This is a genomic window from Oceaniglobus sp. K40-3 (assembly GCF_055808395.1).
The window spans coordinates 1,861,225-1,878,176 of sequence record NZ_CM147868.1 but is presented as its reverse complement, the minus strand read 5'-3'; the positions used below and the strand labels follow the sequence as shown (position 1 = coordinate 1,878,176).

General features: G+C 62.0%; 11 protein-coding genes and 5 pseudogenes. 7 read left to right on the top strand and 9 right to left on the bottom strand.

Annotation, left to right across the window (positions count from 1 at the left end; all coding sequences use genetic code 11):
• Positions 1-11: 11 nt before the first annotated feature.
• Positions 12-326 carry an ADP-dependent NAD(P)H-hydrate dehydratase gene (locus AC0L7P_RS09725; protein WP_473432640.1) on the bottom strand — a complete coding sequence of 105 codons (315 nt, stop codon included), beginning with the start codon at positions 324-326 and terminating at the stop codon, positions 12-14.
• Complete coding sequence (locus tag AC0L7P_RS09720) at positions 323-1,552, bottom strand: NAD(P)H-hydrate epimerase (protein ID WP_473432639.1); 1,230 nt, start codon at positions 1,550-1,552, stop codon at positions 323-325. Before AC0L7P_RS09720 ends, AC0L7P_RS09725 begins: the two co-directional genes overlap by 4 nt.
• Positions 1,553-1,705: 153 nt before the next feature.
• Here AC0L7P_RS09720 and AC0L7P_RS09715 point away from each other — a divergent pair, with 153 nt between their 5' ends.
• Positions 1,706-2,044 (top strand): P-II family nitrogen regulator, encoded by a 339-nt coding sequence (locus AC0L7P_RS09715; protein WP_473432638.1) that lies wholly within the window; start codon positions 1,706-1,708, stop codon positions 2,042-2,044.
• Positions 2,045-2,107: 63 nt separating this feature from the next.
• A pseudogene (gene glnA, locus AC0L7P_RS09710) lies at positions 2,108-3,514 on the top strand (type I glutamate--ammonia ligase).
• A 56-nt stretch (positions 3,515-3,570) separates the two neighbouring features.
• Here the strand turns inward: glnA and AC0L7P_RS09705 are convergent.
• A complete protein-coding gene (locus tag AC0L7P_RS09705; RefSeq protein ID WP_473432637.1) occupies positions 3,571-4,518 on the bottom strand; it encodes an ADP-ribosylglycohydrolase family protein in 948 nt (315 codons plus the stop codon).
• 162 nt (positions 4,519-4,680) lie between these two features.
• Between AC0L7P_RS09705 and AC0L7P_RS09700 the strand changes: the two are divergent.
• Positions 4,681-5,915, top strand: a pseudogene (locus AC0L7P_RS09700) (bifunctional alpha/beta hydrolase/OsmC family protein).
• On the opposite strand, the gene coaD reads toward AC0L7P_RS09700, so the two are convergent.
• The 3 genes from coaD to AC0L7P_RS09685 form a co-directional block, all read right to left on the bottom strand.
• The gene (coaD, locus tag AC0L7P_RS09695; RefSeq protein ID WP_473432636.1) at positions 5,912-6,406 is read right to left on the bottom strand and encodes a pantetheine-phosphate adenylyltransferase; all 495 of its coding nucleotides are present in this window, start codon (positions 6,404-6,406) and stop codon (positions 5,912-5,914) included. The pseudogene AC0L7P_RS09700 and the gene coaD sit on opposite strands and share 4 nt — an antisense overlap.
• Before the next feature lie 62 nt (positions 6,407-6,468).
• Entirely contained in the window at positions 6,469-6,900 is a 432-nt protein-coding gene (locus AC0L7P_RS09690; protein ID WP_473432635.1) for a CBS domain-containing protein, read from the bottom strand.
• A 62-nt stretch (positions 6,901-6,962) separates the two neighbouring features.
• Positions 6,963-7,853: a LysR family transcriptional regulator gene (locus tag AC0L7P_RS09685; RefSeq protein WP_473432634.1), complete on the bottom strand. Its 891-nt coding sequence runs from the start codon at positions 7,851-7,853 to the stop codon at positions 6,963-6,965.
• Between the two features lie 108 nt (positions 7,854-7,961).
• On the opposite strand from AC0L7P_RS09685, the gene AC0L7P_RS09680 reads away from it, so the two are divergent.
• The 4 genes and pseudogenes from AC0L7P_RS09680 to mmsB all read left to right on the top strand — a co-directional run bounded on the left by AC0L7P_RS09680 (position 7,962) and on the right by mmsB (position 12,522).
• Positions 7,962-9,458 carry a CoA-acylating methylmalonate-semialdehyde dehydrogenase gene (locus AC0L7P_RS09680; protein WP_473432633.1) on the top strand — a complete coding sequence of 499 codons (1,497 nt, stop codon included), beginning with the start codon at positions 7,962-7,964 and terminating at the stop codon, positions 9,456-9,458.
• A 21-nt stretch (positions 9,459-9,479) separates the two neighbouring features.
• A complete protein-coding gene (locus AC0L7P_RS09675; RefSeq protein ID WP_473432632.1) occupies positions 9,480-10,619 on the top strand; it encodes an acyl-CoA dehydrogenase family protein in 1,140 nt (379 codons plus the stop codon).
• Positions 10,616-11,651 (top strand): annotated as a pseudogene (locus AC0L7P_RS09670) (enoyl-CoA hydratase/isomerase family protein). Before AC0L7P_RS09675 ends, AC0L7P_RS09670 begins: the two are co-directional and overlap by 4 nt.
• Positions 11,648-12,522 (top strand): annotated as a pseudogene (mmsB, locus tag AC0L7P_RS09665) (3-hydroxyisobutyrate dehydrogenase). The pseudogenes AC0L7P_RS09670 and mmsB overlap by 4 nt, the downstream one beginning before the upstream one ends.
• 110 nt (positions 12,523-12,632) lie before the next feature.
• Here mmsB and AC0L7P_RS09660 read toward each other — a convergent pair.
• The 3 genes and pseudogenes from AC0L7P_RS09660 to AC0L7P_RS09650 all read right to left on the bottom strand — a co-directional run bounded on the left by AC0L7P_RS09660 (position 12,633) and on the right by AC0L7P_RS09650 (position 16,899).
• On the bottom strand, positions 12,633-13,232 hold the full coding sequence (locus tag AC0L7P_RS09660) for a superoxide dismutase (protein WP_473432631.1): 600 nt from the start codon (positions 13,230-13,232) through the stop codon (positions 12,633-12,635).
• Between the two features lie 115 nt (positions 13,233-13,347).
• Positions 13,348-13,920 (bottom strand): sarcosine oxidase subunit gamma, encoded by a 573-nt coding sequence (locus AC0L7P_RS09655; RefSeq protein ID WP_473432630.1) that lies wholly within the window; start codon positions 13,918-13,920, stop codon positions 13,348-13,350.
• A pseudogene (locus AC0L7P_RS09650) lies at positions 13,913-16,899 on the bottom strand (sarcosine oxidase subunit alpha family protein). The gene AC0L7P_RS09655 and the pseudogene AC0L7P_RS09650 overlap by 8 nt, the downstream one beginning before the upstream one ends.
• Between the last annotated feature and the right edge of the window lie 53 nt (positions 16,900-16,952).

Below are 16,952 nucleotides of genomic sequence, written 5' to 3'. Positions count from 1 at the left end.
CCCGCGCCACATCAAAGATGGCGCAGCACCCGGGGCAGGGTTTCCGGCAAATCCTCGGCGATCAACCCCGGGCCAAAGGCCCGCGCGCATTCCACATGCAACCATGCGGCAGAACAGGCTGCCTCGAACGGGTCGTTGCCCCGGGCCAGCAGCCCGGCAATGAACCCGCTCAGAACATCACCCGCCCCGGCGGTGGCCAGCCAGGGCGCGGCGCGGCCATAACAGGCGCCGTTGATCACCACCCGCCCGTCCGGGGCCGCGATCACCGTATCCGGCCCCTTGAACAGCACACAACACCCGACACACGCCGCCGCCGCCCGTGTCACATCCACCTTTGACAGGGCCGCCCCGCCCCCGGTGGCGCCGCCAGATGGTCCGCCAGATCGGGGAACAACCGGGAAAATTCACCGCCATGGGGCGTCAGCACACAACCGGAATGCAGACCCGACAACAGATCGGGCGTGCGCGCCAGCAGGGTCAGCGCATCGGCGTCCAGCACGGCGCGCCGTCCCGTTGCCAGCGCCGCCCCGATCAGCCCCCGCGCCCGCTCACCGGTGCCAAGCCCCGGCCCAAGGGCCAGCGCGTTGATCCGCCCGTCCCCCTGCACCAGCGCGCCAAACTCCGCCCCGTCAGCAATGGGGCGCAGCATCACCGCATTCAACTGCGCCGCATTCTCGATCAGCGCCGCAGGCGGGCAGCCCAGCGTCACCAGTCCGGCACCGATCCGCAACGCCCCGCGCGCCGCCATCCGCGCGGCGCCGCCCTTGCCAACGCCCCCCGACAGAACAAAAGCGTGGCCGTGGCCAAACTTGTGCCCGCCGCGTTTGTTCATATCGCCCGGCCCCACCAGCAGAGACACCGGCGCCGCCGCAACGGCTTCGATTGGCGCGGCGGGCGGCAGGCCGATATCCACCACCGCCAGCGCCCCGCACAAGGCGGGACCATCGGCCAGATAATGCCCCGGCTTGGCGTGGTGAAAGGTGACGGTGAGGTCGTATCGGCATGGGTTGCCACGATTGCGCCCGCTGTCCGCACACAGCCCGCTGGGCATATCCACCGCCACAATGGCCGGATGCCCGCCGCGCTGGTCCTTGTCGTGCCGGATGCCCGACAACACCCTGGCAATGCCCGGATCAAGATCCCGGGTCAGCCCGATGCCAAAGATCGCATCAATGATCAGATCGGGCGGCCCGTCGCGACCCTCGCCGTTGCCCGTTTCATCTGCCGCCCAGGCAGCACGCGCCGTGCGGGCATCGGGTGGCAGGCGGTCCGGGTCGCCAAAGGCGCGGGCGGCCACCTGCCAGCCCAGCCCATGCAGCAGCCGCGCGATGACATAGCCGTCACCGCCGTTGTTTCCCGGCCCGCAATAAACCACCGCCCGCCCGGGGCGCTGCGCCAGCGCGGGCCAGCGCGCGTGGATGGCATCAACCACCCCCTGCCCGGCCCGTTCCATCAGAACGGCGCCGCTGACAGCGCCCGAACCGATGGCCGATTGGTCCAGCCGGCGCATTTCGGCGCTGGTCGGCAACGGGGTGGTCTGACCATGCTGCATATTCACAAACCGCTCAATTTACGCTCTATCTGCACAAAAAACAGGCAATACCCCATGAATCCTCCTTGCTCCCTCCGGCTGCAAACCTTACCCAATTGTGACCCCGGGTGAGACCTGATCTGACCCAATGTCAACACACCAAGGAGTCGGCCCATGAAGAAGATCGAAGCGATCATCAAGCCTTTCAAACTGGACGAGGTCAAGGAAGCCTTGCAAGAGATCGGCGTTCAGGGGCTGAGCGTTCTTGAGGTAAAGGGGTTTGGCCGCCAGAAAGGCCACACCGAACTTTACCGTGGCGCCGAATATGTGGTGGATTTCCTGCCCAAGGTGAAAATCGAGGTGGTACTGGACGACGATCAGGTCGATGCCGCCATCGAGGCCATCGTCAGCGCCGCCAAGACCGACAAGATCGGCGACGGCAAGATTTTCGTCGCCCCCGTTGAGCAGGCGATCCGCATCCGCACCGGCGAAACCGGCAGCGACGCGCTTTAACATCCGCCGGGCTGGCCCCGTGCGACCGGAACACCAACATCGAAACTCAAGGATAGGTTCATCATGAGCGCTTCTGACATGCTGAAAATGATCAAGGACGAGGATGTCGAATACGTCGACATCCGTTTCACCGACCCCCGCGGCAAGCTTCAGCATGTCACGGTCATGTCTGACCAGGTCGACGAGGATTTCATCGAGGAAGGCTTCATGTTCGATGGATCTTCCATCGCCGGGTGGAAGTCGATCGATCAATCCGACATGAAACTGATGCTCGACACCGACAGCATCTATCTTGATCCGTTCTATGCCGAAAAAACCCTGGCCGTTCATTGCACCGTCTGCGAACCCGACACCGGCGAACGCTATGACCGTGACCCGCGCGGCACCGCCCGCAACGCCGAGGAATACCTGAAATCGACCGGTATCGGTGACACCGCCTATATGGGCCCCGAGGCCGAATTCTTTCTGTTTGACGACGTGCGTTACAGCGTCGAGGTGAACAAGGTGTCCTATCAGGTGGATGCCGTTGACGGATCGTGGAACAGCGACACCGAATATGAAATGGGCAACATGGGCCACCGCCCGGGCCTCAAGGGGGGTATTTCCCCGTCAATCCCATCGATGACGGTCAGGATATCCGCAGCGAAATGCTCTCGACCATGAAGCGGATCGGCATGAAGGTCGACAAGCACCACCACGAGGTGGCCTCGTGCCAGCACGAGTTGGGCCTGCTGCACGGCACGCTGACCACGCAGGCTGACGAGATTCAGAAATACAAATACATCGTCCACAACGTGGCCCACGCCTATGGCAAATCGGCCACCTTCATGCCGAAACCGATTTCCGGCGACAACGGCACCGGGATGCATGTGAACATGTCGATCTGGAAAGACGGCAAGCCGATCTTTGCGGGCGACAAATACGCCGATCTGTCGGACGAGGCGCTGTTTTTCATCGGCGGCATCCTGAAACACGCCAAGGCGCTGAACGCCTTCACCAACCCGACGACCAACAGCTACAAGCGGCTGATCCCCGGGTTTGAGGCACCTGTGCTGCGCGCCTATTCCGCGCGCAACCGGTCGGGCTGTGTGCGTATTCCCTGGGCCGAGATCCCCCAAGGCGAAACGTGTCGAGGCCCGTTTTCCCGACCCCGCCGCCAACCCCTATCTGTGCTTTGCCGCCCTTCTGATGGCCGGGATCGACGGCATCAAGAACAAGATTCACCCGGGCGAAGCCATGGATAAGGATCTCTATGATCTGCCTGCCGAGGAACTGGCCGGCATTCCCACCGTCTGTGCGTCGCTGCGCGAAGCCATGGACGAGCTGGAAAAGGACATGGATTTCCTGACCGCCGGCGATGTGTTCACCAAGGACCAGATCGAAGGCTACATGGATCTCAAGTGGGAAGAGATTTACGCCTACGAACACACACCCCACCCGATGGAATTCAAGATGTATTACAGCTGCTGATCCAGACCGCAGCACTCTATCACGAAAGGGCGCCCCAACGGGCGCCCTTTTTGCGTTCACGCCATGTCGGGCGCTTGCTTTGTTGCGGCCAATTCTGCGCATTTGGCCCAGGTATCGGCGGCATTTTCCAGCTTGACGATCCAGTCAACCGGAATGCCCGCATCACCGCCCACCCCATGGGCCGCCCCCATAAGCGCGCCGATCACGATGGCGCGTCCGGCGCTATCGCCCCCGGCGTTGATGTTGCGCTCGATCGCGTCCCGGAAACTGCTGGCCCGGGCCATGATGTGAAAGGCCAAAGGCATGCCCATGGGCAGATGACAGGCCCGCCCCGTGATTTCACCATAGGCCGTTGAATCCGGTTCTTGCGCGCTCAGGGCATCGGTGAGGGTGGCGTCACCTGTCAGAGGGGCGGCATCCTGCAAGGCCTGTGTCAGGCGCGCGCCGCCCAGCACCGGCGTCAGCGCCGCCGCAAACACGGCGCCATGGGTCAGGGCCACCGGGTTGTCATTGGTGACGGTGATTGCCCGGCTCACCGCACCCGGGTCGGCCACGATGACGGCAGGCAGGGTTGCCATGGCCGGCAGTTGATCGTCGTCGATGCCCGAAGGGTCGCCTTGTTCGGCTGCAAGATTGGCCAGCGCCCCACGTGTGGGTCGGTCGATATACCCGACATAGCCGCCCCCGGCCCCGAAATACCCGGCAAAATCTGCCTGATAGGCGGCAACATCAAACCGACCATCCCGTGCAAGGGCCGCCATGGCAAGGGCCAGAACCGCGCCATATTGGGTTTGCATCCCGTTGCGGCGTGCGCCATGGGCGAAATACCCGACACCCCCCGCATAATGGGCCGCATCCACCGGCAGAAACGCGGCACTGCCCCCATGCGCCGCGCGCAGGTCGGCGATCCGGCTCACGTCGTAAATCCAATGGGCGCCGAGACTGGCCGCATCCGCCACCAGCGCGCCCAGCAGGGCCGCCTGTTTTCGCTGCATCATGTCCATGGTTGGCCTTTCCGTTGTTTCCCGAACCAGATCACGCCGCCCCCGGCCCGTCAACGCGCCCGGGTTACAGCCCCGTCACCATGGCGTGAGAGGGCCGACACAGGCGTTGCAGCCAGCCAGCACCGCGCGCACATTACCCTTAACGCCAATGCGGAGAAGACGATGGCCATGGAAAAGATCACCTTTCAGGGCCACGATGGCCATACTCTGGCGGCGCGGCTGGATCTGCCTGACGGGCCGCATCTGGGCACTGCGCTTTTTGCCCATTGCTTTACCTGCTCCAAGGATATTCCCGCCGCGCGCCGGATCGCGGCGCGGTTGGCGACAATGGGGCTGGCGGTGCTGCGGTTCGATTTCACGGGTTTGGGCCATTCCGAGGGTGAATTCGAAAACACCACCTTTTCCTCGAATGTGGCCGACCTGAAAACGGCCGCTGATTATCTGGCCACGCGTGGCATGGCGCCGGGGCTGTTGATCGGCCATTCCCTGGGCGGGGCGGCGGTGCTGCGCGCGGCGGGGCAAATCGTATCGGCCAAGGCGGTGGTCACCATTGGCGCCCCGGCTGATCCGTCCCATGTGACCCATAATTTCGGGGCCGCGCTGGAGCGGATCAAGACAGACGGCGTGGCCGAAGTTTCCCTTGGCGGGCGGCCGTTCCGCATTGCGCGTGCCTTTGTCGAGGACGTGTCGCAGGCCAAACTGGAACCCGCCATTCACAACCTGAAACGGGCGCTTTTGGTCATGCATGCCCCCCGCGACGCGGTGGTGGGGGTGGAAAATGCGACCCAGATCTTTACCGCCGCGCGGCACCCCAAAAGCTTTGTCACGCTGGACGATGCCGATCACCTGATCAGCCGCGCCGCCGATGCCGAATATGCCGCCGAGGTGATTGCCGCATGGTCGGCGCGCTACCTTGACCTGCGCCCACCTGCCCCGCCCCCGGCGCGCCCGAAGGCATAATCCGCGTGACCGAAGCCGACCCCGAAGGGTTTTTACAGGATGTCACCGCCGGGCAGAATATTCATGTTCTGGCGGATGAGCCTTTGGCCTATGGCGGCACCAACAAGGGCCTGTCGCCCTATGGGTTGGTTGCGGCCGGTCTGGGGGCCTGTACCTCGATGACGATCCGCATGTATGCCCGGCGCAAAGGCTGGCCGCTGGATGATGTGCGCGTCGATATCAGCCACAACAAGGTTCACGCCCAGGACGCCGGCAGCCGAAGCGACGAAAAAAACGATGAATTCACCCGCGCGGTGTATCTGACCGGCGATCTGGACGCCGAACAGCGGGCGCGCCTGATGGAAATCGCCAACCGCTGCCCGGTTCACCGCACGTTGGAGCGTTCGGCCAAGGTGGTGACCCGTCTGGTGGAAACCGAGCAGGTCTTATCCCGCTAGCGACCGTGTTTTTGCGCAAGGGCCGCATTCACCGCGTCCGTGACAAAATTTGAGGTGTCGCCCCCAAGGCGGGAAATTTCCTTGACCAGTTTACTGGCGATCGCCTGATGTCGGGCTTCGGCCATCAGGAACACCGTTTCAATGGAATCGTCCATCGCGCGATTCATGCCAACCATCTGATATTCATATTCAAAATCCGCCACGGCGCGCAGTCCGCGGATGATGACCCCGGCGCCCACATCCCGGGCGCAGTCGATCAACAGGTTTTCAAACGGATGGACGATCAACTCACAGCCCGTGGTTGCCGTGATATCGGCAAATTCCACCTCGACCATGGCCACCCGTTCTTCCAGCGAAAACAGCGGGCCTTTGTCGCGGTTGATCGCCACGCCGATCACCAGACGATCCACCAGGCTACAGGCCCGGCGGATTATATCTATGTGACCCAGGGTGATCGGATCGAACGTGCCGGGATAAAGACCGATGCGCATGGCAAACCTCATAATGCTGCACCGCAACGCAACATTATTGCGCCGCAAAAGGCAAGCCCGGTCTAGTGGCCCATCACCATTGATTCCAGCGCGTCGCGTTCCATGGACAGTTCAGACAGCCGTGATTGCACCACATCCCCGATGGAAATCAGGCCGATCATCACGTCGCCCTTCATCACCGGCATGTGGCGGAATCGCCCGTCGGTCATTTTCTGCAACACGGAAACCGCCTCATCCTCGGGGGTGCAACCGATCAGGTCGCGGGTCATCAGATCATCAACCTTGTCGCTCATGCAGGCCGCGCCGCGTTTGCCCAGTTCGCGCACGATGTCACGTTCGGACAGGATGCCAAGGGGGGCGTCACCTTTTGAAACGATCACGGCGCCGATTTTCCGGTCTGACAAAAGCTTTGCCGCGTCACCCACCGTGGTGCCCGGTGCAACCGTCACCACATCCGCAGCCGTTCTTCCGTGAAGGATTTGTTGAACCAACATAATTTGCGCCTTTCCACTGCCGGTTGACCTTGATGAAGGGTCGCCGCAATCGGGCCATGCTGTCAAGCCAAGGCTTCGAGGCGCTGAATTTCCGCGCGCAGGCCCGCCCCCAGTGCCTGTGCAAACCGGTTCACCCGGGCAACGCGGCGATCATCGGCATGGCGAATCAACCAAAACGTGCGTTGCAGCGACACCTGATCGCGCAACACCCGCACCAGCCCAGGCGCGGCAGGCAGCGTGAAATCATGGACAATCCCGACCCCACAGCCTTGGGCAAGCCATTGAAACTGAACCGCAACGGAATTTGACGACAGGGCGACGCGCTCAATCCCGACCTCTCCCAGATAATCCAGTTCCTTGTCGAAAATCATGTCAGGGATATAGCCGACAATCTGATGGGCGCTCAGATCGCCAACACTGGTCAAAGGCGGCGCCTTGGCCAGATAATCGCGGTGCGCCGCCAGATGCAGCCGGTAATCGGCAATCTTTTGCACCGTCAGCCGCCCGCCCGTGGGCAGCGACACGCCGATGGCCATGTCCGCCTCGCGGCGCGACAGGTTGAACACCCGGGGCAATGCAACGATCTGCACCTCAAGGCCGGGATGGTCGGCCATGATCGCCGCACAGACCTGCGGCAACAGGTAATTGGCACAGCCATCAGGCGCGCCCAGCCGGATTGGCCCGCTTAGCGGGTCGCCATCGCCGCGCAGTTCATCCGCAGCGGCCCCCATCGCCAGTTCCGCCTGCTCGGCATGGACAACAAAGCGTTGCCCGGCGTCGTTCAGCAGATACCCCTGCGGCGTTTTCACAAACAGCACCGCCCCCACCGCCGATTCCAGCCGCGCAATCCGCCGCCCCACCGTGGCCGCATCCAGTTTCAACGCCCGCGCGGCGCCGGAAATACTGTCATGGCGGGCCACGGACAGGAAAATTCGCATGTCATCCCAGTGCATATCAGCATTCATCCTTGCAAAAATGCAAAACACTTTTGGCAAACTGCCGCTTTTCCCGCCACGATGGCAACCCTAATGTAAGGTGAAACCAATTCTTCGGAGGATACGATGGAAACCCTGTCTCACTGGATCAACGGCAAACATGTCAAAGGCACCGGGCGCAGCGCCGATGTGTTCAACCCCGCCACCGGCGAAGTGCAGGCGCAGGTGCCCCTTGCCAGCAAGGCCGAACTTGACGCCGCCGTGGCCGATGCCGCAAAGGCGCAACCCAAATGGGAGGCCACCAACCCCCAGCGCCGCGCACGGGTGATGATGGAATTCGTCCGCCTGCTGAATCGCGACATGGATAAACTGGCCGAAGCGCTGAGCCGCGAACACGGTAAAACCCTGCCCGATGCACGGGGCGACGTGCAGCGCGGGCTTGAGGTTGTGGAATTCTGCATCGGTGCGCCGCATCTGCTCAAGGGCGAATATACCGATGGTGCCGGCCCGGGAATCGACATGTATTCCATGCGCCAGGCCCTTGGTGTTGTTGCCGGAATCACGCCGTTCAACTTTCCTGCCATGATCCCATTGTGGAAGATGGCCCCGGCTTTGGCCTGTGGCAACGCCTATATCCTGAAACCGTCCGAGCGTGACCCCTCTGTGCCGCTGATGCTGGCCGAACTTCTGCAAGAGGCCGGCCTGCCCGATGGCGTGCTTCAGGTCATCAACGGCGACAAGGAAGCCGTCGACGCCATCCTTGATAACGAAACGATCCAGGCGGTTGGCTTTGTCGGGTCCACCCCGATTGCCGAATATATCTATGGGCGCGGCTGTGCCAACGGCAAGCGGGTGCAGTGTTTCGGCGGCGCCAAGAACCACATGATCATCATGCCCGATGCCGATATGGACAAGGCCGCCGACGCCCTGATCGGGGCCGGTTACGGCGCGGCGGGCGAACGCTGCATGGCGATTTCGGTGGCGGTGCCCGTGGGCGATGCCACGGCCGATGCCCTGATCGAACGTCTGATTCCGCGGATCGAAAAGTTGAAGGTCGGGCCTTATACCGCTGGCGACGACATGGATTACGGCCCCGTTGTCACTGCCGCCGCCAAGGAAAACATCCTGCGTCTGGTGCAATCGGGCATCGATCAGGGGGCCAAACTGGTCGTGGACGGGCGCGATTTTTCGCTGCAAGGGTACGAAGACGGCTTTTTTGTCGGCCCGCATCTGTTTGATAACGTGACCACGGATATGGATATCTATCGTCAGGAAATCTTTGGCCCCGTTCTTTCCCAGGTGCGTGCCCAAACCTATGAAGAGGCGCTGGGATACGCGATGGACAATGAATATGGCAACGGCACCGCGATCTTTACCCGCGATGGCGATACGGCGCGCGATTTCGCCAGCCGGATCAACGTTGGCATGGTCGGCGTCAACGTGCCCATCCCCGTGCCGCTGGCCTATCACACCTTTGGCGGGTGGAAAAAATCAGGCTTTGGCGATCTGAATCAGCACGGGCCGGATTCCTTCCGCTTTTACACCCGGACGAAAACCGTGACCGCGCGCTGGCCTTCGGGTATCCGGGAAGGTGGCGAATTCAACTTCAAAGCCATGGACTGACCCATACCAAAGGAGATCGCGATGGATTTCGGCCTTAGCGACGAACAAACCGCAATCTTCGATATGGCCCATGATTTTGGCCAGACCCATATCGCGCCCCATGCGCGGGATTGGGAAAGCGCGGGGGATATCCCCCGCGCCCTCTGGCCAAAACTGGCCGAACTCGGCTTTGGCGGACTTTATGTTTCCGAAGAAAGCGGCGGCACGGGGCTTGGCCGCCTTGATGCGACATTGGTGTTCGAGGCCCTTTCGATGGCCTGCCCATCGGTGGCCGCTTTCCTTTCAATCCACAACATGTGCGCCGCGATGATCGACCGCTTCGCCAGTGCCGAAATGAAGGCAGATCGCCTGCCGTCAATCCTGTCCATGGAAACGGTCCTGTCCTATTGCCTGACCGAACCCGGATCAGGCAGCGATGCCGCCGCCCTGCGCACCCGGGCCGAACGCACCAACAGCGGGTATCGGCTGAACGGCACCAAGGCATTCATTTCCGGCGGCGGATATTCCGATGCTTATATCGTCATGTGCCGCACCGGCGAACCCGGCCCAAAGGGGGTGTCGACGGTGATCGTCGACGACGGCACCACGGGCCTTTCCTTTGGTGGGCTTGAGGAAAAAATGGGCTGGCGCAGCCAACCAACCCGTCAGGTGCAGTTGGACAATTGCGACATTCCGGCGGAAAATCTGCTGGGAGACGCAGGCAAAGGTTTCACTTATGCGATGTCGGGGCTGGATGGCGGGCGTTTGAACATCGCCGCCTGTTCCCTTGGCGCCGCGCAATCCGCAATGAACGCGACCCTCGCCTATATGTCAGAGCGCAAGGCCTTCGGGCGCAGCATTGATCAATTTCAGGCCCTGCAATTCCGTCTGGCAGATATGGAGACCGAGCTTCAGGCCGCCCGGGTTTTCCTGCGTCAGGCCGCCTGGAAATACGACACCGGCGCCCCCGACACGACCAAGGCCTGCGCCATGGCCAAGAAATTCGTCACCGAAGCAGGCAGCCGCATCGTCGATCAATGCCTGCAACTGCACGGTGGCTATGGCTATCTGGCGGATTACGGCATTGAAAAACTGGTGCGTGATCTGCGGGTGCACCAGATTTTGGAAGGCACCAATGAAATCATGCGCCTGATCGTGGCCCGTGAGATGCTGAAATCATGACCGAGGTCAACATCCGCGTCACCGGCAAGGTGGGCCGGATCACCCTGAACCGGCCCAAGGCCCTGAACGCCCTGACATGGGGCATGGTGCGCGCCATCGACACCGTCCTGATCGACTGGGCCGGCCGCGATGATGTGGCGATGCTGGTGATTGACGGCGCCGGGGATCGGGCCTTTTGCGCCGGGGGCGATCTGGCCGCCATGTACGAAACCGGCACGGCGGGCGATTACGAATACGGCCGCCGGTTCTGGCGCGAAGAATACGCCATGAACGCGCGATTGTTCAACTTTCCCAAACCCATAGCCAGTTTTCTTCATGGATTCACCATGGGCGGCGGTGTGGGTGTGGGATGCCACGCCAGCCACCGGATTGTCGGTGACAGCAGCCAGATGTCCATGCCCGAATGTGCCATCGGCCTGGTCCCCGACGTGGGCGGTTCGCTGCTTTTGGCCCGCGCGCCGGGGCGGCTGGGCGAATACCTCGGCACAACGGCACACCGGATGGCGGCAGGTGATGCCATCCATGCAGGATTTGCCGATCACTACCTGCCCGAACCGCAATGGCCCGCCCTGATCCGCGCTCTGGAACACACGGGCGACCCGGCCTTGATCACTGCCACAACACGTCCCCCCCAGAATCGGAACTTGCCGCCCAGGCCGATGAAATCGGCCACATCTTTGCCGCCGAAACCCTCGATGATCTGCACACCGCCCTCGCCGCCGCTGACAGCACTTTCGCCGCCAACAGCCGCAAGACACTGATGCGCGCCTCCCCCTGTCGGCGGCCTGCACAATTGACCTGGTGCGCCGGGTGCGCGGGCTTGATACCATCGAACAGGCCTTGCAGATGGAATACCGTTTTACTGCCCGCTCCATGGAACACGGCGATTTCATCGAAGGCATCCGCGCCAGCATCATCGACAAGGACCGCAATCCACAGTGGCGCCACGCCACCAACGGGATCGCCGCCCATGCCTGCGCCATGTTACAGCCATTGGGCAGGGACGAACTGCAATTGGAGGGAACAACATGAAGATCGGTTTCATCGGCCTGGGCAATATGGGCGCGCCCATGGCGCGAAATCTGGCAAAATCGGGCCACGCGGTACGCGGCTTTGACGTAAGCGGCGTCGTCCCCGATGGCGTCACCGCCGTCACAAGCGCCGCCGACGCCGCCGCAGATGCCGAACTGGTCGTCACCATGCTGCCCAATGGCGCCATCCTGCGCGACGTGGCAGGCGCCATTCATCCGGCCATGGCCAAAGGCACGGTGCATCTCGATTGCTCCACCGTGGATGTGGAAAGCGCGCAATCGGTGGCCCGCGACGCCAGCAAAACCGGCCTTCTGGCGCTGGATGCCCCGGTCTCGGGCGGCGTCGGCGGCGCGGCTGGCGGCACGCTGACCTTCATGGTGGGCGGCGAACCAACAGCATTCGCCCGCTGCAAACCCCTGTTCGACATCATGGGCCAAAAGGCGGTGCATTGCGGCACGGCAGGCATGGGCCAGGCCGCCAAGATCTGCAACAACATGATCCTTGGCGTGACGATGATCGCCACCTGCGAGGCTTTCGCGCTCGCTGATAAACTGGGTCTGGCCCGGGATGCGATGTTCGATGTGGTCTCCACGTCGTCAGGCTCGTCCTGGTCGATGAACACCTATTGCCCCGCCCCCGGCATCGGGCCGAAATCCCCCGCCGACAACGGCTATGCCCCGGGGTTCGCCGCTGATCTGATGCTCAAGGATCTGCGCCTGTCCCAACAGGCCGCCACGGTGGTTGACGCGGACACCCCCTTGGCCAGGCGGCCTGCGAACTCTATGCGCAATTCGTCGAAACCGAAGACGGCAAAGGCAAGGATTTTTCCGCCATGCTGCCCCGCTTCAGCACCCGCAAACGTGGGGCCTGAAACACCAACGCCCTGACTTTTTACTGATAAAAATACTCAAAAAAGCGACATCAAACAAAAACGGGCCGCCCGATCAGGGGCGGCCCGTCTGAATAAAATCAGAACTCACCTCACATCCGCGAGGCAACGTTTTCCCAGTTGACCAGATTATCAAGGAAGTTGGTCAGATAGGCAGGGCGCTTGTTGCGGAAATCGATGTAATAGGAATGCTCCCACACATCACAGCCCAACAGCGCGGTCTGCCCGAAACACACGGGGTTCACGCCGTTTTCGGTTTTCGTCACCTTCAGACTGCCATCGGCGTCCTTGACCAGCCAGGCCCAGCCAGAACCAAACTGCCCGCCACCTGCGGCGGAAAAATCTGACTTGAATTTATCAACCGACCCAAAGCTGTCGGTCAGGGCCTTTTCCAACTCGGACGGCATCGCCGATTTGCCCGGGCCCATCATTTCCCAGAATTGATTGTGGTTCCACAACTGGCTGATGTTGTTGAAAACACCGCTCTGGGCGACGGCGCCCTTGTCATAGGTGCCCTTGATGATCTCTTCGAGGGATTTTCCCTCCCACTCGGTGCCGGCAATCGCCTTGTTGCCGTTGTCGACATAGGCCTTGTGGTGCAGGTCGTGGTGGTATTCCAGAGTTTCCTTGCTCATGCCATTGTCGGCCAGCGCATCGTGCGCATAGGGAAGATCGGGAAGTTCAAAAGCCATAACAAGCCCCTTTCATTGATGTTTCGCTGCCTGATACCTGAGCCGCAGCGGCGCAGAGGTCAAGCCTTCTAATGACAAAGCCCACAAGGGGGCTGTGGTTCCCGGTTCCGCGCACTCAGCCGCGGAAAAGTTTCGGATCACTGCCCGCCCGGGCCGAGACCGACAACAGGTCAAACACATAATGCGCCACGGACCGGAAACAGATCAGATTGGCAGTTTCCCCATCCGCCAGCCAGAACGCCGCCGCCACCTGGGCAATACGGGTGCGCCGCAGGGTGTTTGCCGACAAGGCCGTGGGGGACACATCGGCAGGCGTCAGCTTTGCCAGAACATCGCGCACAGCGGCGCCTTTCAGGCGGAACATGGCCCGGGCATCCGACACATCGGCGGCCAGATGGTGGGTCTGTGCAAGATCCGCTGCAATCCGGGCCAATGCCCCGGGAACATCTGCCCGGGGCAGCAGGATCAGCGCCTCGTCCGGTGACATCCACGCCGCGCCACGTTCGCCGTTCATCACGATGCCGCCCGGGTCGGGCAGATCGGCGGCGGCGGTTTCCAGCACCACGTCGCGCAGGGCGGACGCGGATAGATCGCCGCGCAGGGTGATCATCCCTTGCGGGCCGATCTCGGAAACGGTGACAAAGCCCGCATAGGTCGCGCCATTCAAGGGGGTGACAGGATCAGACATTCTGTTTCGCGCCTTCCTTGTCGAAAAATACCGGGTCAACGATCCGCGCCTGCACGACTGTGCCATCAATGCGCGGAAAATCAAGAACCTCGCCCATCCGGTCGGGCCCGTGCAGCACCAGCCCCATGGCAATACCCTTGCCCAATGTGGGCGAATGATAGGTCGAGGTGACGCGCCCTTGGGTGTGTTTCTGACCATTGGCATTGGTGCCCGACGCGGTGGCATAGGCGCCATCGGGCAGGACCGAACCATCGGTGGTTTCAAGGCCAACCAGTTTCCAACGGTTTGGGTCGGTCATATGGCTGCGGCTTTGGGCACGTTTGCCGATAAAATCGGTCTTTTTCTTTGAAATCGCCCAGTTGAGGTTCAGATCCTGCGGGATCACCGTGCCGTCGGTTTCATCGCCGATCATGATGAACCCCTTTTCGGCACGCATGATATGCAACGCCTCGGTCCCATAGGGGGTGATGTTGAAGTCCGCCCCCGCCGCAAGCAGCCTGTCCCACAACGCGCGGCCATGGGCGGCGGGAACGGCGATCTCAAAGCTCAGCTCGCCGGAAAACGAAATGCGAAAAACGCGGGCCGGGATACCGGCAAGCGTGCCCTCGGTCCATTGCATGAATGGCAGGGTGTCCTTTGACAGGTCCATCCCGCCGAGGTTTTCCAGCACCTTGCGCGCGTTCGGGCCAACCACGGCAATCTGGGCGAATTGTTCGGTCACATTGGCGGTGAAAACCTGCCAATCCCACCATTCGGTTTGCAGGAATTCCTCCATATGGGCGTGAATACGATCCGCGCCGCCGGTGGTGGTGTGGCACAGCCACGTATCATCTGCGATCCGGGCCACGACGCCATCATCGGACAGGAATCCGTTTTCACTGCACATCAGGCCATAACGGCATTTGCCGGGGGCAAGGCTGGACATCATGTTGGTGTACATCATGTCAAGAAACCGGCCCGCATCCGGGCCTTTTACGATGATCTTGCCAAGGGTCGAGGCGTCCAACAGACCAAGGCTGTTGCGGGTGGCGTTCACCTCGCGCGCGACGGATTCCTCAATGGTTTCACCCGGGCGTTGGTAGGTATAGGGGCGGCGCCAATGGCCCACCGGCTCCCAAAAAGCATGGTTTTCGTCGTGCCAGTCGTGGATCGGGGTGCGGCGCAGGGGCTGAAAAAGTACGCCGCGCGCCTCGCCCGCGATGGCCCCCATGGAAATTGGCGTATAAGGGGGCGGAACGTGGTGGTGCCCACCTGTGGGATCGGCGTGTTGAGCGCCCCTGACAGAACGGCCAGGCCGTTGATGTTTGAGAGTTTCCCCTGATCCGTGGCCATCCCGAGGGTGGTATAGCGTTTGGCATGTTCAACGGATTCATAGCCTTCCTGCGCGGCCAGTTGCACGTCAGACACTTTTACATCGTTCTGGAAATCCAGCCACATTTTCGCGCGGAGTTTCACCCCCGCCCCCTGTGGCATGATCCAGACCGGCAGCACCGGCGCCTCATCGCTTGGCGTCGCTTGCGCGACGCCCGCGCTTTTCGGCGTGGCTGTGGCGGCGTAGGCATTTTCCAGCACTTCGGCCGTTGTCATCGCGCCGCTGGCGGCCCCTGCCGTGGCGACGAACGGCTGGCCATCGGCACCCGTGGGGGCGCGAGTGGGATCGGGTTTGAAACAGGCCTGCGCGTCATCCCACGTCAGTTTGCCGCCGCAGTGGGACCAGAGATGGACCACGGGTGACCAGCCACCGGACATGGCCACGACATCGCAGGGGATGGTGTCGATCACCGCGCCTTCGCCCGCGTGTTGGCACAGGGTCACGCCGGTGACGCGTTTACTGCCCTGCACGGTTGCGATGGCTTTGCCCGTTTCAATACGGATCCCCGATTGGCGGGCCTGTTCCATCAGCGCGCCGCCACCCATGGGGCGGGCGTCGATGATTGCGGGCACGTCGAGACCTGCGCGTTTCACGGCGATGGCAGTGCGGTAGGCATCGTCGTTGTTGGTGACCACAACCACCCGATCGCCCGGAGAGACAGCGAAGTTGGTGATGAAATCGCGTACCGCGCTGGCCAGCATCACGCCGGGAATATCGTTGCCCGCAAAGGACAGGGGGCGCTCAATCGCACCGGTGGCGGTGACGATCATTTTGGTGCGGATGCGCCAGAGGCGATGGCGGGGGCTGTCGGTTTCTGGCTGGTGATCGGCAAGGCGTTCATAGGCCAGAAGATAGCCGTGATCATACACCCCTGCCCCCATGCAGCGCAGGCGCAGGGTGACATTGGCCATTTCGCTGAGGGTTTTGACGGTCGCGTCGATCCAGGCTTGGGCCGGTTGGCCGTTTATCTCATCGCCGTCGACGGGGGCCCGCCCACCCCAATGGGCGGTTTGTTCCATCAGCATCAGGGTTTGGCCGCTGGCGGCGGCGCTCAGGGCGGCTTGCAATCCGGCAATACCGCCGCCGATAACGACCATATCGAAGTGGGCGTTCAGGTGGTCATAGCGATCTGCGTCGCGATCCTTGGGCGCCTGGCCCAGACCGGCGGATTTTCGGATGATCGGTTCATAAACGTGTTTCCAGAACGGGCGCGGATGGATGAACATCTTGTAATAAAACCCGGCGGGCAGGAACCGCGCCAGGTGGGTATTGATCGCGCCCACGTCGAATTCGAGGCTGGGCCAGTGGTTTTGCGATGTGGCGGTGAGGCCGTCGAACAATTCGGTTGTGGTGACACGTTGGTTCGGTTCGAACCGGGCATCCGTGCCCAGGTTGACCAACGCGTTGGGTTCTTCCGCGCCGCTGGCGATGATGCCCCGGGGACGGTGGTATTTGAACGACCGGCCCAGCAGCATCTGATCATTGGCCAGCAGGGCCGAAGCGAGGGTATCGCCTTTGACCCCACGCAGGGATTTGCCGTTGAAGGTGAAATTCTGCGGCGTGGAGCGGTCGATCAGGCGGCCACCGGTGGCGAGGCGGGTGCTCATGTTTCGGGCCTTTCGCGGGGGGCGGCGGGGGCAATTTGAGTATTTTTATCAGT

Bases quoted from the DNA above. Each gene is read 5' to 3' on its own strand.
- AC0L7P_RS09720 (WP_473432639.1), bottom strand. From the start codon at position 1,552: ATGCAGCATGGTCAGACCACCCCGTTGCCGACCAGCGCCGAAATGCGC.
- AC0L7P_RS09690 (WP_473432635.1), bottom strand. From the start codon at position 6,900: ATGTTGGTTCAACAAATCCTTCACGGAAGAACGGCTGCGGATGTGGTG.
- AC0L7P_RS09660 (WP_473432631.1), bottom strand. From the start codon at position 13,232: ATGGCTTTTGAACTTCCCGATCTTCCCTATGCGCACGATGCGCTGGCC.
- AC0L7P_RS09715 (WP_473432638.1), top strand. From the start codon at position 1,706: ATGAAGAAGATCGAAGCGATCATCAAGCCTTTCAAACTGGACGAGGTC.
- AC0L7P_RS09675 (WP_473432632.1), top strand. From the start codon at position 9,480: ATGGATTTCGGCCTTAGCGACGAACAAACCGCAATCTTCGATATGGCC.
- coaD (WP_473432636.1), bottom strand. From the start codon at position 6,406: ATGCGCATCGGTCTTTATCCCGGCACGTTCGATCCGATCACCCTGGGT.
- AC0L7P_RS09685 (WP_473432634.1), bottom strand. From the start codon at position 7,853: ATGCACTGGGATGACATGCGAATTTTCCTGTCCGTGGCCCGCCATGAC.
- AC0L7P_RS09680 (WP_473432633.1), top strand. From the start codon at position 7,962: ATGGAAACCCTGTCTCACTGGATCAACGGCAAACATGTCAAAGGCACC.
- AC0L7P_RS09655 (WP_473432630.1), bottom strand. From the start codon at position 13,920: ATGTCTGATCCTGTCACCCCCTTGAATGGCGCGACCTATGCGGGCTTT.
- AC0L7P_RS09705 (WP_473432637.1), bottom strand. From the start codon at position 4,518: ATGGACATGATGCAGCGAAAACAGGCGGCCCTGCTGGGCGCGCTGGTG.